The following is a 13,310-nucleotide window of genomic DNA, read 5'->3' as shown; positions in this document are numbered from 1 at the left end:
CAGACGTTTCATCTAAACTTTCAACACGTTGCGGGCTCGCACCTCACGATGAGGACCGCTGATGACTACACACCAGTTCTGAAACCTGAGCATTAACCCGCAGATTGGCGGCCTACACCCAGCGGTCCTCATCCTGAGGTGCGAGCTCGCACGGCATTGAAATTCTAGCCGAAATAGCTGCGGCGAGCCTCGAAGGACGCACCACAAAACGGGCTGCCCGGCCGCCAAGGCCGGGCAGTAGCATCATCCGTTGACGACCTTGCGCTGGGTCACGCCAGTGCCCTTCTTGAGAAGCTCCGAGACGAGGAACGCCAGTTCGATCGCCTGGTCGGCGTTGAGGCGCGGGTCGCAATGGGTGTGGTAGCGATCCTGCAGCTCGTCGTCGCGGATGGCGCGGGCGCCGCCCGTGCATTCGGTGACGTTCTTGCCGGTCATCTCGATATGGATGCCGCCCGGATGCGTGCCCTCGGCGCGGTGTACCTCGAAGAAGGTCTGCACCTCCTTGAGGATGCGGTCGAAGGGCCGCGTCTTGTAACCGGCCGCGGTGATCGTGTTGCCATGCATCGGGTCCGACGACCACACGACGTTGCGGCCTTCCTTCTTCACGGCGCGAACCAGCTTCGGCAGATGGTCGGCGACCTTGTCCGAGCCGAAGCGGGCGATCAGCGTCAGCCGGCCGGGCTCGTTCTCCGGGTTCAGCATGTCGATGAGTTGCAGCAGTCCGTCGGCTGTCAGCGACGGGCCGCATTTCAGGCCGAGCGGGTTCTTGATGCCGCGGCAATATTCGACATGCGCGTGGTCAGGTTGGCGCGTGCGATCGCCGATCCAGATCATGTGGCCGGAGGTCGCGTACCAGTCGCCGGAGGTCGAATCGACGCGGGTCAGCGCCTCCTCGTAACCGAGCAGCAGCGCCTCGTGGCTGGTGTAGAAATCGGTCTCGCGCAGCGAATAATTGCTCTCCGAGGTGATGCCGATGGCCTGCATGAAGTCCATCGTCTCGGTGATGCGGTTGGCAAGCGATTCGTAGCGCTCGGCCTGCGGGCTATCCGCGACGAAGCCAAGCATCCAGCGATGCACGTTCTCAAGGCTGGCGTAGCCGCCCTGGGCGAAGGCGCGCAGCAGGTTGAGCGTCGCCGCCGACTGCCGGTAGGCCATCTCCTGGCGCACCGGATCGGGAATACGCGACTTCTCGTCGAAGTCGATTCCATTGATGATGTCGCCGCGATAGCTGGGCAGCGTCACGCCGGCTTTCGTTTCATTGTCGGACGAGCGCGGCTTGGCGAACTGACCGGCGACGCGGCCGATCTTCACCACCGGCTGCGCGCCGGCGAAGGTCAGCACCACCGACATCTGCAGGAAGACGCGGAAGAAGTCGCGGATGTTGTCCGCGCCATGCTCGGCGAAGCTTTCGGCGCAGTCGCCGCCCTGGAGAAGGAATGCGTCACCGGCAGCGACGGTCGCAAGCTGCTTCTTCAGCTTGCGTGCCTCACCTGCAAAAACCAGCGGCGGAAACGTGGCGAGACGGCCTTCGACCTCGGCCAGCGCTGCCTGGTCCGGATAGGCCGGAACCTGCATGATCGGCTTGGCTCTCCAGGAATTCGGGGACCATTTCGTCATCGTCGCACCCAATCGTCGCTCGCAAGGGCGGAATGCCCTGCCTTCCCGTCCTTCGGGAAGGCGGCTCTATACAAGAATGATGGCAGCTATTCCAGACCGGAGTTCATCGGGTAGCGAGGCAACTCGCAATCGGCGGTCACGCGAACTCCATGATCACCGCATCGACCGCCAGACTGTCGCCCGGCTTGGCGTTGATCTTCGAGACCGTGAGGTCGCGCTCGGCGCGCAGCACGTTTTCCATCTTCATCGCCTCGACCACGGCGAGGATGTCGCCGGTCTTGACGTCCTGCCCCGCGGCCACGGCGATCGACATCACCAGCCCCGGCATCGGGCAAAGCAGCATCTTCGACGTATCCGGCGGCACCTTTACCGGCATCAGCCTGTCGAGTTCCGCCGTGCGCGGCAACATGGCGCGGGCCGTCACCGACATGCCTTTCCAGTCGATGCGCACGCCGTTTTCCAGGGGACGAAGCTGCGCCACCACCTTGCGGTCGCCGACCGTGCCGCGCCAGACCGGCTCGCCCGGCCGCCAGTCGGAGACAACCGTCAGCGGCTTGCCGCCGGCTACCATCATGTCGATCTCCATCGGCACCGACACCAGCCCCTCGCCGAGACGCACGGCAACGTAGTCGGTGCCGATCTTCACCTCCCAGTCTTGTTTCAGCGCGCCGGAATGCGGGGCAAGCCGGCCGCCAAGCCGGTCGAGCCGGTCGCGGCGCAGCAGTTCCACGGCGCAAGCCACCGCCGCGATCACCACCTTCTCTCCGTCGTTGGGGACGATGGGCGCAAAACCGTCGGGATACTCCTCGGCGATGAAGCCGGTGGAAAGCCTGCCCTCCCGCCAGCGCGGGTGACGCATCAAGGCGGAGAGGAACGGGAGGTTGTGCTGGATGCCGTCGACGACGAATTCGTCGAGCGCATCCGACATGGCGTCGATCGCCGTCAGCCGGTCCGGCGCCCAGGTGCAGAGTTTGGCGATCATCGGATCGTAGAACATCGAGATTTCCGAGCCTTCGGTGACGCCGGTGTCGTTGCGCACAACGACGTCGCCGCTCCGGCCTTCCGCCGGCGGGCGGTAGCGCGTCAGGCGGCCGATCGACGGCAGGAAGTTGCGGTAGGGATCCTCCGCATAGAGCCGGCTCTCCACCGCCCAGCCGTTCAGCTTCACATCCTGCTGGCGAATTGAGAGCTCTTCGCCAGCGGCCACGCGAATCATCTGCTCGACGAGGTCGACGCCGGTAACGAGTTCCGTCACCGGGTGTTCGACCTGCAGGCGCGTATTCATCTCGAGGAAATAGAAGTTCTTTTTTGCATCGACGATGAACTCGACCGTACCGGCGCTCTGGTAGTCGACGGCCTTCGCCAGCGCGACTGCCTGCTCGCCCATGGCCTTTCGCGTCTGCTCGTCGAGGAAAGGCGACGGCGCCTCCTCCACGACCTTCTGGTTGCGCCTCTGGATCGAGCATTCGCGCTCGCCGAGATAGATGGCGTTACCGTGGCCGTCGGCCAGTACCTGGATTTCGATGTGGCGCGGCTCGACCACGAATTTCTCGATGAAGACGCGGTCGTCGCCGAATGAATTCTTGGCCTCGGAACGGGCGCGGACAAAACCGTCGCGCACCTCGTCCTTCGACCAGGCGATGCGCATACCCTTGCCGCCACCGCCGGCCGAGGCCTTGATCATCACCGGATAGCCGATCTCGCCGGCGATTCTTTCCGCGTGGTCGCCATCCTCGATGATGCCGAGATGGCCGGGGACCGTGCTGACCTTCGCGGCGTTGGCGAACTTCTTCGATTCGATCTTGTCGCCCATCGCCTCGATGGCTTTCGGCTTGGGGCCGATGAAGATGATGCCCTGCGCTTCGAGCGCGGCGCAGAAGGAGGCGCGCTCCGACAGGAAGCCATAGCCCGGATGCACGGCCTGCGCTCCCGTGGCCTTGCATGCCTCGATGATCTTTTCGGCGACCAGATAGCTCTGGGCGGCCGGCGCGGGGCCGATATGCACCGCCTCGTCGGCCATCTCGACATGGACGGCGTCGCGATCGGCGTCGGAATAGACCGCGACCGTCGCGATGCCCATCCTCCGCGCCGTCTTGATGACGCGGCAGGCGATCTCGCCGCGATTGGCGACCAGTATCTTGCTGAACATTAAGACGGCTTCTCCCCACGGAACGCCGCCCCTTCTTATGGGGATGGCGCTGCCGGCTCAAGCGGCGTGTTGGGCAAGATGCGCAGCTATGGCGGATATCGTGCATGTGCGGCCAGCAACGAAAAAACCCGGCGGTTGCCCGCCGGGTTCTGTCTAGGCCGATCGGTGAAGCCGATCAGAACGTGCGCTGGAAGCGCAGGTTGAAGCCCCAGGCGTTATCGTAGGCGTTCACGATATCGTCGCTGAAATTGTCGGCATAGACGATTTCCGGCGTGATGGCGAAGCCGGGAACCAGTTCGTAGCGGATGTTGGCGGCAACCGAGAAGTCCTCGAAGTCGTCATAACCGACTTCGGCGTTGAAGGTGGCCTTCTCGTTCAGCTTGATCGCGGTGCCGCCCCAGATGGCCCAGTCGCCACCCCATCCAGCGTAGTAGTTGCTGCCGTTGTCGACGACTACCGTGCCAGCGGCATTGGTTTCGATCCTATCGCCACCGGAATCCCAGCCGGCCATCACGAACACCGAAGCGGTGTCGGTGATGTTGATGTCCAGGCGACCCTTGACCGCGACTTCTTCCTGCCAGCTGTCGTAACCGGCGACGACGCCGATCTTGCCCCAGCCCTGCTTCAGCGACAGGCCGCCGACGACATAAGGGCCATAGTTCCCGGTGATGCCAGCGCGGGTCTCAGGCGTAATGGGAAGAGGAACGCCGGCGGCATCGTAGAGCGTGTAGTTCTTGCCATCGTTGTTGTCGCCCTGCTCGATCGCGATGCCGGCCGAGAAGCCGTTCTCGCCGGTGTAGGTGTAGGCGATCTGCAGCGTGCCGAACGGACCGTAGGGAACGATACCGTCGTTCATGACGCCCGACGAATAGTCGGTGAAGGTCGAGAAGTAGGAGTCCGTCTTACCGATGCGGAAGCCGCCGAGCTCGATATAGGCATGCTCAATGCCGACACCGTCGTTCATGTCGTAGGCGGGCGTGCCGCTGCCGGACACCTGATAGTTGAAATTGATGGCGGCATACGAACGCAGAGTGCCGAGTTCGGTCTCGCTGCGGGCGTCGGCGCGTAGCTGGAAGCGGACACGGTTGTTGTAGGTGTCGTCGCCTGCGGCGCTCGTCACGCCGTAGAAATCGCCGCCGCGGATGTCGACGCGGACATAGCCGCCGATCTTCAGGCAGGTTTCCGTGCCGGGCAGGTAGAAGAAGCCCGAACCATAGACGTCGCAGACGCGGACGTATTCGACGGGTTCCGGCTCGGCAACCACGACCGCATCGGCCGCACGAGCGCCGGTGACTGCGACCAGTGCCGCAGCGGAGCCGAGAAGAAGGCTCTTAATGTTCACTTTCTGACCTCCAGAAAACTGGTTTAACAAAACGGGCATTCAAAAACACTCACGTGGAACGGTGCCCCTCACGGCCCACGTTGGAAAAGGCTTACGACTAACCGGAACCCCCATTTCCATTAGTTCCGCTTAATACATATGCCATCAGGTTTCTACGAAGGATGTGCGCCGCAGCCTGCGCTTTGTGCAAAACGGGCGGAAATGTGGCAGCAAAGATACACTCGCTTGGCCGAGGCCGGCCCCGCGGCAGGCGATTGCCGCGAAAAGCCGTGCGGCCTCTGCTTTGGTAGGGTTGCCCGGCGCCATGATTCCTGAAAGGTTGCCGCCCGAATTCACATCCGGAGAAACCGTCCCATGAAAACACGCGCCGCCGTGGCCGTCGCCGCTGGAAAGCCGCTGGAGATCATGGAGGTCGACCTCGAGGGGCCGCGCGAGGGTGAAGTTCTGGTGGAGGTGAAGGCCACAGGCATTTGCCACACCGACGAATTCACCCTGTCGGGCGCAGATCCGGAAGGCCTCTTCCCGGCGATCCTCGGCCATGAGGGCGCCGGCGTGGTCGTCGACATCGGCAAGGGCGTGACCAGCCTGAAGAAGGGCGACCACGTCATCCCGCTCTACACGCCGGAATGCCGGCAGTGCCCCTCCTGCCTGTCGCGCAAGACCAATTTGTGCACGGCGATCCGCGCCACGCAGGGCCAGGGCCTGATGCCGGACGGCTCCAGCCGGTTCTCGATCGGCAAGGACAAGATCTTCCATTATATGGGCTGCTCGACCTTCTCGAACTTCACCGTGCTGCCGGAGATCGCGCTGGCCAAGGTCAATCCGGCCGCGCCCTTCGATAAGATTTGCTACATAGGCTGCGGCGTCACCACCGGCATCGGCGCGGTGATCAACACGGCCAATGTCGAGGCCGGCGCGACGGCAGCGGTGTTCGGTTTGGGCGGCATCGGCCTCAACGTCATCCAGGGGCTGCGTCTGGCCGGCGCCGACATGATCATCGGCGTCGACCTGAACAACGACAAGAAGGCGTGGGGCGAACGATTCGGCATGACGCATTTCGTCAACCCGAAGGAGATCGACGGCGACATCGTGCCGTATCTCGTCAATCTCACCAAGCGTGGCGCGGACCAGATCGGCGGCTGCGACTACACTTTCGACTGCACCGGGAATACAAAAGTCATGCGGCAGGCGCTGGAAGCCTCGCATCGCGGCTGGGGCCAGTCGGTCGTCATCGGCGTCGCCGGCGCCGGGCAGGAGATATCGACCCGGCCCTTCCAGCTGGTCACCGGCCGCACCTGGAAAGGCACGGCCTTCGGCGGCGCGCGCGGCCGCACCGACGTGCCGAAGATCGTCGACTGGTACATGGACGGCAAGATCGAGATCGACCCGATGATCACCCACACGCTGTCGCTCGACGAGATCAACAAGGGTTTTGACCTGATGCATGCCGGCGAGAGCATTCGCAGCGTGGTGGTTTATTAGGGCTTCCTTTGTTGACCCTCTCCTGCGTGCCAACAACCGAGCTATAGTCAGGCGAGAAAGGCGGGAATACGCGAGGCAGGTATTTTGTATAGCACAGCGCGCGGTATTGGATGATAGACTGCATGGCGCAGTAGGTTTGTCGGGTGCGCCATGGAAGCAATTCTTGCAGGTGCGGTTGTTCTGGCCGTCGGCGTGTTGTTGGCATTCTGCATCAAGAGGTTCTCGCTCGGCGACAGCGTGACCTTCCTTGCGCTGATGCTTCTACCTCTCATTGCCTACGGCGTCGTGTCGGGAAAAGTGCAGGAATTTACTGCGCCGGGAGGATGGGGGGCGAAGTTCCACGAGGTTGCCGCGAAGCCGGTGGACCCGGTCCCGCTGAGCAAGTCGATCGTCGATGGCGAGTTCATTGCCAAGGGCGACTATGTAATGCTCGAACAGGCCGCCAGGACGATCGAGCCCGGCGAGCCGATCGCGCTGACGCTTCAACTCGGACGCGGCTCCTTCTATGTGGAAAGCGTGATACGCGAATACATCCACGTATTGTCCGCCAGCGACCCCGAAATGTCGGTGGTCATCATCGACGCTGATGGCAAATATGTTGCCTCGAGCAAAGGCATCGTCGTGGCCGGCCTGCTCGACGCTTCCGATCAGGGACAACAGTTCATGGCGGCGCTGAGAAGCGCCACGCCGGCAGATATATTGAATGTCCCGGGGTTCACCGACAAATCCGTCTCCGACGAGGCGAGCAATGTCGAGGCACTGGAGAAGATGGAGCGGGAAAACACCAGCCGCCTGGTGGCCGTCACAGCGAATCGCGTCCCCCGGGGAATCGTGCTACGGGACATGATCGTCGCCCGTCTGCTCGTCGGGTTGGCTTCCGACAAGAAATGAGACATACCGGCGCAAATGCCCTATCCGACAATCCTGGTCGATGCCGACGCCTGCCCCGTGAAGGACGAGGTGGTGAAGGTCGCCGAGCGGCTTGGCCTCGTCGTTACCTTCGTCTCCAATGGCGGGCTCAGACCATCGCGCGACCCGATGATCCGCAACGTCGTCGTGCCGAAATCGGCGGATGCGGCCGACGACTGGATCGTCGACAACGCCTGTGCCAATGATATCGTGGTGACGGCCGACATTCCGCTGGCGGCGCGGGCTGTAGCCGGGGGCGCGCATGTGCTCGGCCCAACGGGAAAACCGTTCACGCCCGAAAATATCGGTATGGCGGTGGCGATGCGCGACTTGAAGCAGCATCTGCGCGAGACCGGCGAGAGCAAGGGTTTTAACGCCGGCTTTACGCGCGAGGACCGGTCGCGCTTCCTCGGCGCGCTCGACCAGATGGCGCGCCGCGCCATGGAGGCGGCCAAAGGCGCGGCATGACCTGGCACAATCGCCGCGCCTCCTTCTATTACGCGCTCGCAGCCGGTGCCGCGGTGCTGGTCGTCCTCCTGATCGTCGCGCCGGCCTATGCCGTCGCCACGGCGGCGAACGCTTTTTTCGCCGTCTACCTCGTGCTCAGCGCCATCAAGCTGCGCTATCTCAGCGCCGGCTACCTGCACAAGCACGCGGCACGTGTCGACGTGCCCGAATGGACGATCTTCGTCGTGACGCTGTTTGCGGTTGCCGTGACTGTGGTGTCCCTGTTCAGGCTGATCAATGTCGTCAACCATCCCACCGTGCCGCAACTCGCTCTGGCGCTGGCGTCTGTAGCGCTCGGCTGGGTCACTGTCCACACGATGGCCGCCTTCCACTACGCCCACATCTACTGGTCGCCGCCGCACATCCGCTCCGACGGCTCGGCTCCACGGCAGGGCGGACTGGAATTTCCGCAGACGCCCGAGCCCGGCGGCTACGAGTTCGTGTATTTCGCCTTCGTCATCGGCATGACGGCCCAGACCTCGGACGTGGCGATCACCAGCACCGAGATGCGCAAGCTGAGCATCGTGCATGGCGTGGTTTCGTTCTTCTTCAACACGGTGCTGGTCGCCGCCGCGGTCAACCTCGCCGTCAGTTTTGCAGGTTAGGCAGGCCGTACGGCCCCGCAGGCGTTCACATTCGCGTGCCCTCGGCGCTTTGCACGCACTCCGGCCGGCCCGGGGATGAAACAAACCACCAAAAATTCCGTATTCACTTGCAAGGCTGGCCGCGGTCCGGACGGACATCGGCCGCCCGCGATCGCAAGCCGACGTTCATGCCCGCCGGGCCGTGGGCCTGGGCGTGGAAGGACGAGGAGACAGAGATGGACCCCACCGATACGCCATCAGAACGGGCGGCGGTCGACATCGGACAACCCGGCGCCGTCAAAGGACAGCTCATCTACCGGCAACATCTCTGGACGCGGCTGACGCACTGGATCTGGGCGATCAGCCTGTTCTTCCTGCTGCTGTCGGGATTGCAGATCTTCAACGCGCATCCGACGCTTTATGTCGGCGACCAGTCGGGCTTCGGCTTCGACAATTCCATCGTGTCGATCGGCGCAGAGAACACCGCGAGCGGCCCGGCGGGCTATGCCACCGTCTTCGGCAAGCGCTTCGACACGTCGGGCCTGCTCGGCCTGTCCTGGGAGGACGGACAGGCGGTCGGACGCGGCTTTCCGGCCTGGGCGACGATCCCGTCCTATCAGGACCTCGCGACCGGCCGCGTCGTGCATTTCTTCTTCGCCTGGCTGCTTTCGGCGACACTCCTCCTCTGGCTGCTGGGCAGCCTGATCAACGGCCATCTCCGCCGCGATCTCGCGCCGCGCCTGTCCGATCTGCGCGCCCTGCCCCGCGACATCGCAAACCACGCCCGGCTGCGCTTCCATCACGTCAGAGACTACAACACCTTGCAGAAGCTGGCCTATGGCGGCGTGCTGTTCGTGCTGTTTCCGCTGATGATCGCCACCGGCCTTGCGATGTCGCCGACCATGAACGCCGCGCTCCCGTGGCTGCCGGAGATGTTCGGCGGACGGGAGACGGCGCGCAGCATCCACTTCCTGGTGATGCTGCTTCTCGTCGCCTTCTTCGTCATCCACATGCTGATGATCGCCGCCGCGGGGCCGATCAACGAACTGCGCTCGATCATAACCGGCTGGTATCGGACCGACCCGCCGGCGCGAGCCCAACCGCAATCGGAAGTGAGGTCGTGACCATGGCCGGTTTTCACATCAACCGACGAAAGTTCCTTTCGGCATCGGGCGTTGCCGCTTCCGGAATGCTTCTTTCGGGGTGCGATATCTTCGATGGATTGCCTGCGGATGGCAGCGTCCGCAACGTGCTGGAGAGTGCAAACGACCTGACCTATAGCGTGCAGCGGCTGCTCGCCGGCGACGCACTGGCACAGGAATTCACCGAGGCCGACATCCGGCAACCGCAGCGGCCGAACGGCATCACCGCGCCGGACGATTCGGTCTATAAGGATCTGCTTTCCAGGGATTTTGCCGACTGGCGGCTGGAAGTCACCGGCCTTGTCGAGAAGCCTCTTTCCTTGTCGCGCGACGAGCTTCAGAAAATGCCGTCGCGCACCCAGATTACCCGCCACGACTGCGTCGAAGGCTGGAGCTGCATCGCCAAATGGACCGGCGTGCCGCTGGCGCTGGTGCTGGACGAGGCGAAGGTCAAGCCGCAGGCGCGTTTTGTCGTCTTTGAATGCCTCGACACGATCGAGCGAAGCCTTTCGGGCGACGTCAAATATTACGGCTCCATCGATCTCGCCGACGCGCGCCATCCGCAGACGATCCTGGCCTACGGGCTGAACGGCAAGCCGCTGCCCGTCGAGAACGGCGCCCCGCTGCGCGTCCGGGTCGAACGGCAACTCGGCTACAAGATGCCGAAATACATCCATCGCATCGAACTGGTCGACAGTTTCGCCGCCATGGGTTTCGGCAAGGGCGGCTACTGGGAAGACCGCGGCTACGACTGGTTCGGCGGGATGTGATATTGCTCGCCGATCAATCCCGAAGGGATTTCCGGTGAGCAAGGCGCACCTCGTCCGCACCGCCGTTTTCCTGGCCTTCGCGGCCGGAGGCCTCGCCCTGTTGTTCATGGCCGACAAATGGTGGGTCGGCTCCGCGCAATTCGTCGGGGCGGGTATTGTCGGCGGGTTGATCTCGGAATGGCTGTTCAGGCGCCTCGCCACGCCGGACGAAAAACGGCTTGATCTTGAGGACCGTGTCCGCAACTCGGATTTTTAGGCCAGACGCTCTCTTCGGCGATCAGGCGACCTTGTCGAGTAGAGGTTGCAACGCCGGAGCGACCGAAGGAGCCGAATCGCGGAGCGAAATGAGCAGCGTGCGTTCGTTTTCACGCAGGTTGCCGCTCTTGCAGAGGTGTTCCGCAAGCCAGCGGGCTTCGTTTTCATCGACCGTCTCGGCTGCCCGCACGGCCACGTCCCGCGCGGCATTGCGGTCGCGCCAGGCGTCATCGGTGTCTTGCGGCATGTCGTCCCTGCGCAGGATCGCCGAAAGCCCGCCGGACACCATGCGGGAGAAGAAGCCGCCGACACCTACATTGGGGCTGTCCAGGAACACTTCGTGGCGTAGCGCTTCCTCGCGGCTCGGCGTCTGGTAACCGGAAACGAACATGACGAAATTCATCATCGCCTTGACGAACAGGTCGTTCCAGGCCGGATCGTTTTCGGCCTCTATGCTGGCGTCATTGATCCTGAGCAGGATTTCCGCCTCGGCACGGGTCACCGCGACATTGCCGTCGCCGGCAAAGGCGTAGAGCACGCGGCGGATCAGCTCGACCTCGTCCTGGTCCACGACGTTTGGCCGCCGGCCCTCCACCCGCGCCAGCGCCCCTGCCCCGCCGATCACCGCCGACGCCACCTGCTCCAGAGCGAAAGCCACGAGCTTTTCCGGTGAGGATTTCGCCTTTTCCAGCACGGTCACCAGCAACTCGACCTCGGTCAGCGTCTCGACGACGCCGTCCTGCGAGATCATTTTGATCAGCCAGCCGGCATTCTCGTCGGAGACGTAACCTTCCGGCCGTTCCTGATGCACCAGATGATCGGTGGCCGCCTCGACGAAGAAATCACGCCATTCCGGGCAGACGGATTTCGCTGCCGCATTCAGCCGGAACAGCTTTTCGACCTCCGCCCGCGACACTACCCCATCCGGATAGACCAGCGCGCGCATCGCTCTGACGTCGGCGGCGGAGATCATCTCCTTCGCCGCATCCATCTCGCCTGCAAAGCCTGACGTCATCTCGTCCATCGCTGCACCCCGCAACGGGCGCGTCGCGCCGGCCCCCCGCCCGCTCAACCGCCTCTTTGCTCTGAAATAACAGGCCGGTCTTGAAATTGCGCAAAGGAGGGTGGTTAGCGATCTGTTTCAGCCGAGGCCGCTGGTGACAAAGGCCAGCCCGTGGGCTACATACGACTCGTCGGAGGTTCCGCAAGGGACTTCGCCGGTTCGCGGGAGAGAGCAGCAATTGCTGCCGCCGAAGGGGAAATCGCCCGAAATCTCTCAGGCAAAAGAACCGCAGCCGGTCAAGACACTCTGGAAAGTCGGGGCCTAAAAACCCCGCGCCGAAGGTGTAAGCGCCGCCGACAGAGTTCCGGTTGCGCGAGTCTCTCAGGCTTCAGACAGAGGGGCACGGAATGGCCGTTTCAGCGGCCGGATACGTGCGCTCTGGAGAAGCAATGACCGACCTCGGCTCGAAGAAACTTCCGCTCGAAGATATGCACCAGGCCGCCGGAGCGCGCTTCGGCCCGTTCGCCGGCTGGTCGATGCCGCTGCAATACCCGGCAGGCGTGATGAAGGAGCACCTTCACACCCGCGAACACGCTGGCCTGTTCGACATCTCGCACATGAAGCTGTTTACGGTTTCCGGGCCGGGTGCATTGGCACTGTTGTCGAAAGCCTGCCCGCTTGACGCCGAAGCGCTGGCCGAACAGCAATCGAAATACACCTTCTTCCTCACCGAGACGGCGGGCATCATCGACGACCTGATCGTCACCCGGCTCGGCGCGACTCGCTTCATGGTGGTCGCCAATGCCGGCAACGCCGCCGAGGACGAGGCGCATCTGAAGGCGCTGGCGGAAAGTTTCGACTGCACGGTGACGCCGCTCGACCGCGTCTTCCTCGCGATCCAGGGACCGGTGGCCGAAGCCGTACTGACGGCCGCCGGCGTCGACGGCTCGCCCCTCGCCTTCATGACCGGCTTCGAGCCGCGCGAAAACTGGTTCATGAGCCGGTCGGGCTATACCGGTGAGGACGGCTTCGAGATCGGCCTGCCGGAAGCCGACGCGCGGGAACTCGTCGCAAAACTGCTGGCCGACCAACGCCTGATCTGGATCGGCCTCGCCGCCCGCGACAGCCTGCGGCTGGAGGCCGGGCTCTGCCTGCATGGGCAAGACATTGGCAAGGACACCGATCCGGTCGCCGCCGGCCTGCTCTGGGCGATCCCCAAGACGCTGCGCACCGAGGGAACGTTCGTGGGCGCCGAACCGCTGCACAAAAAAATCGCGCTTGGCACCGGCGAAAAACGCGTCGGCCTGAAGCCGGATGGCCGCCAGCCGGTGCGCGCCAGCGCGTCGCTGTTCGACGAGACGGGCGCCGCGATCGGCCGTGTGACCTCGGGCGGCTTCGGCCCCTCGGCCGGCCACCCTGTCGCCATGGGTTACGTCTCAGCCCAACTCGCCAAACCCGGCACCCGCGTTTTCGCCGACGTTCGCGGCACAAAAGTGCCCGTCGACGTCCACACCCTGCCCTTCACCCCACACCGCTATCGCAAAGGATGA

Annotated in this window: 12 protein-coding genes and 1 riboswitch; of the genes, 8 read left to right on the top strand and 4 right to left on the bottom strand. The window is 63.6% G+C overall.

From position 1 onward, the window contains the following. Nucleotides 1–243 precede the first annotated feature (243 nt). The 3 genes from ACSBOB_RS16570 to ACSBOB_RS16560 form a co-directional block, all read right to left on the bottom strand. A complete protein-coding gene (locus tag ACSBOB_RS16570) occupies nt 244–1,617 on the bottom strand; it encodes a class II 3-deoxy-7-phosphoheptulonate synthase (protein WP_442583475.1) in 1,374 nt (457 codons plus the stop codon). A gap of 136 nt (nt 1,618–1,753) precedes the next feature. Next, complete coding sequence (locus ACSBOB_RS16565; RefSeq protein ID WP_442583474.1) at nt 1,754–3,766, bottom strand: acetyl-CoA carboxylase biotin carboxylase subunit; 2,013 nt, start codon at nt 3,764–3,766, stop codon at nt 1,754–1,756. 175 nt (nt 3,767–3,941) lie between these two features. Further along, nucleotides 3,942–5,108 carry a porin gene (locus tag ACSBOB_RS16560; protein ID WP_442583473.1) on the bottom strand — a complete coding sequence of 389 codons (1,167 nt, stop codon included), beginning with the start codon at nt 5,106–5,108 and terminating at the stop codon, nt 3,942–3,944. A 354-nt stretch (nt 5,109–5,462) separates the two neighbouring features. On the opposite strand from ACSBOB_RS16560, the gene ACSBOB_RS16555 reads away from it, so the two are divergent. The 7 genes from ACSBOB_RS16555 to ACSBOB_RS16525 all read left to right on the top strand — a co-directional run bounded on the left by ACSBOB_RS16555 (nt 5,463) and on the right by ACSBOB_RS16525 (nt 10,758). Beyond that, the gene (locus tag ACSBOB_RS16555; protein ID WP_442583472.1) at nt 5,463–6,590 is read left to right on the top strand and encodes an S-(hydroxymethyl)glutathione dehydrogenase/class III alcohol dehydrogenase; all 1,128 of its coding nucleotides are present in this window, start codon (nt 5,463–5,465) and stop codon (nt 6,588–6,590) included. A gap of 150 nt (nt 6,591–6,740) precedes the next feature. Beyond that, nucleotides 6,741–7,481, top strand: coding sequence for a hypothetical protein (locus ACSBOB_RS16550; RefSeq protein WP_442583471.1), 741 nt, complete (start codon nt 6,741–6,743; stop codon nt 7,479–7,481). Between the two features lie 15 nt (nt 7,482–7,496). Further along, entirely contained in the window at nt 7,497–7,967 is a 471-nt protein-coding gene (locus tag ACSBOB_RS16545; protein ID WP_442583470.1) for a YaiI/YqxD family protein, read from the top strand. After that, nucleotides 7,964–8,611, top strand: coding sequence for a DUF1345 domain-containing protein (locus tag ACSBOB_RS16540; RefSeq protein ID WP_442583469.1), 648 nt, complete (start codon nt 7,964–7,966; stop codon nt 8,609–8,611). Before ACSBOB_RS16545 ends, ACSBOB_RS16540 begins: the two co-directional genes overlap by 4 nt. Nucleotides 8,612–8,826: 215 nt before the next feature. Next, nucleotides 8,827–9,714 (top strand): cytochrome b/b6 domain-containing protein, encoded by an 888-nt coding sequence (locus ACSBOB_RS16535; RefSeq protein WP_442583468.1) that lies wholly within the window; start codon nt 8,827–8,829, stop codon nt 9,712–9,714. Between the two features lie 2 nt (nt 9,715–9,716). Then, complete coding sequence (locus tag ACSBOB_RS16530) at nt 9,717–10,502, top strand: molybdopterin-binding protein (protein WP_442583467.1); 786 nt, start codon at nt 9,717–9,719, stop codon at nt 10,500–10,502. A 34-nt stretch (nt 10,503–10,536) separates the two neighbouring features. Continuing rightward, nucleotides 10,537–10,758 carry a hypothetical protein gene (locus tag ACSBOB_RS16525; RefSeq protein WP_442583466.1) on the top strand — a complete coding sequence of 74 codons (222 nt, stop codon included), beginning with the start codon at nt 10,537–10,539 and terminating at the stop codon, nt 10,756–10,758. 21 nt (nt 10,759–10,779) lie between these two features. Here ACSBOB_RS16525 and ACSBOB_RS16520 read toward each other — a convergent pair whose 3' ends face one another. Beyond that, entirely contained in the window at nt 10,780–11,781 is a 1,002-nt protein-coding gene (locus ACSBOB_RS16520; RefSeq protein WP_442583465.1) for a hypothetical protein, read from the bottom strand. Between the two features lie 191 nt (nt 11,782–11,972). Beyond that, nucleotides 11,973–12,059, top strand: a riboswitch (glycine riboswitch). Between the two features lie 150 nt (nt 12,060–12,209). Between ACSBOB_RS16520 and gcvT the strand changes: the two genes are divergently transcribed. After that, nucleotides 12,210–13,310, top strand: coding sequence for a glycine cleavage system aminomethyltransferase GcvT (gene gcvT, locus ACSBOB_RS16515; RefSeq protein ID WP_442583464.1), 1,101 nt, complete (start codon nt 12,210–12,212; stop codon nt 13,308–13,310).

This window comes from Mesorhizobium sp. KACC 23794 (assembly GCF_052180275.1).
Taxonomy (GTDB): Bacteria; Pseudomonadota; Alphaproteobacteria; order Rhizobiales; family Rhizobiaceae; genus Kumtagia.
The sequence above is the reverse complement of the archived record's forward strand: the minus strand, read 5'-3'. Positions and strand labels throughout refer to the sequence as shown.

Coding starts and splice junctions, on each gene's coding strand:
- ACSBOB_RS16520 (WP_442583465.1), bottom strand. CDS start 11,781: ATGGACGAGATGACGTCAGGCTTTGCAGGCGAGATGGATGCGGCGAAG.
- ACSBOB_RS16545 (WP_442583470.1), top strand. CDS start 7,497: ATGCCCTATCCGACAATCCTGGTCGATGCCGACGCCTGCCCCGTGAAG.
- gcvT (WP_442583464.1), top strand. CDS start 12,210: ATGACCGACCTCGGCTCGAAGAAACTTCCGCTCGAAGATATGCACCAG.
- ACSBOB_RS16540 (WP_442583469.1), top strand. CDS start 7,964: ATGACCTGGCACAATCGCCGCGCCTCCTTCTATTACGCGCTCGCAGCC.
- ACSBOB_RS16550 (WP_442583471.1), top strand. CDS start 6,741: ATGGAAGCAATTCTTGCAGGTGCGGTTGTTCTGGCCGTCGGCGTGTTG.
- ACSBOB_RS16570 (WP_442583475.1), bottom strand. CDS start 1,617: ATGACGAAATGGTCCCCGAATTCCTGGAGAGCCAAGCCGATCATGCAG.
- ACSBOB_RS16530 (WP_442583467.1), top strand. CDS start 9,717: ATGGCCGGTTTTCACATCAACCGACGAAAGTTCCTTTCGGCATCGGGC.
- ACSBOB_RS16535 (WP_442583468.1), top strand. CDS start 8,827: ATGGACCCCACCGATACGCCATCAGAACGGGCGGCGGTCGACATCGGA.
- ACSBOB_RS16555 (WP_442583472.1), top strand. CDS start 5,463: ATGAAAACACGCGCCGCCGTGGCCGTCGCCGCTGGAAAGCCGCTGGAG.
- ACSBOB_RS16565 (WP_442583474.1), bottom strand. CDS start 3,766: ATGTTCAGCAAGATACTGGTCGCCAATCGCGGCGAGATCGCCTGCCGC.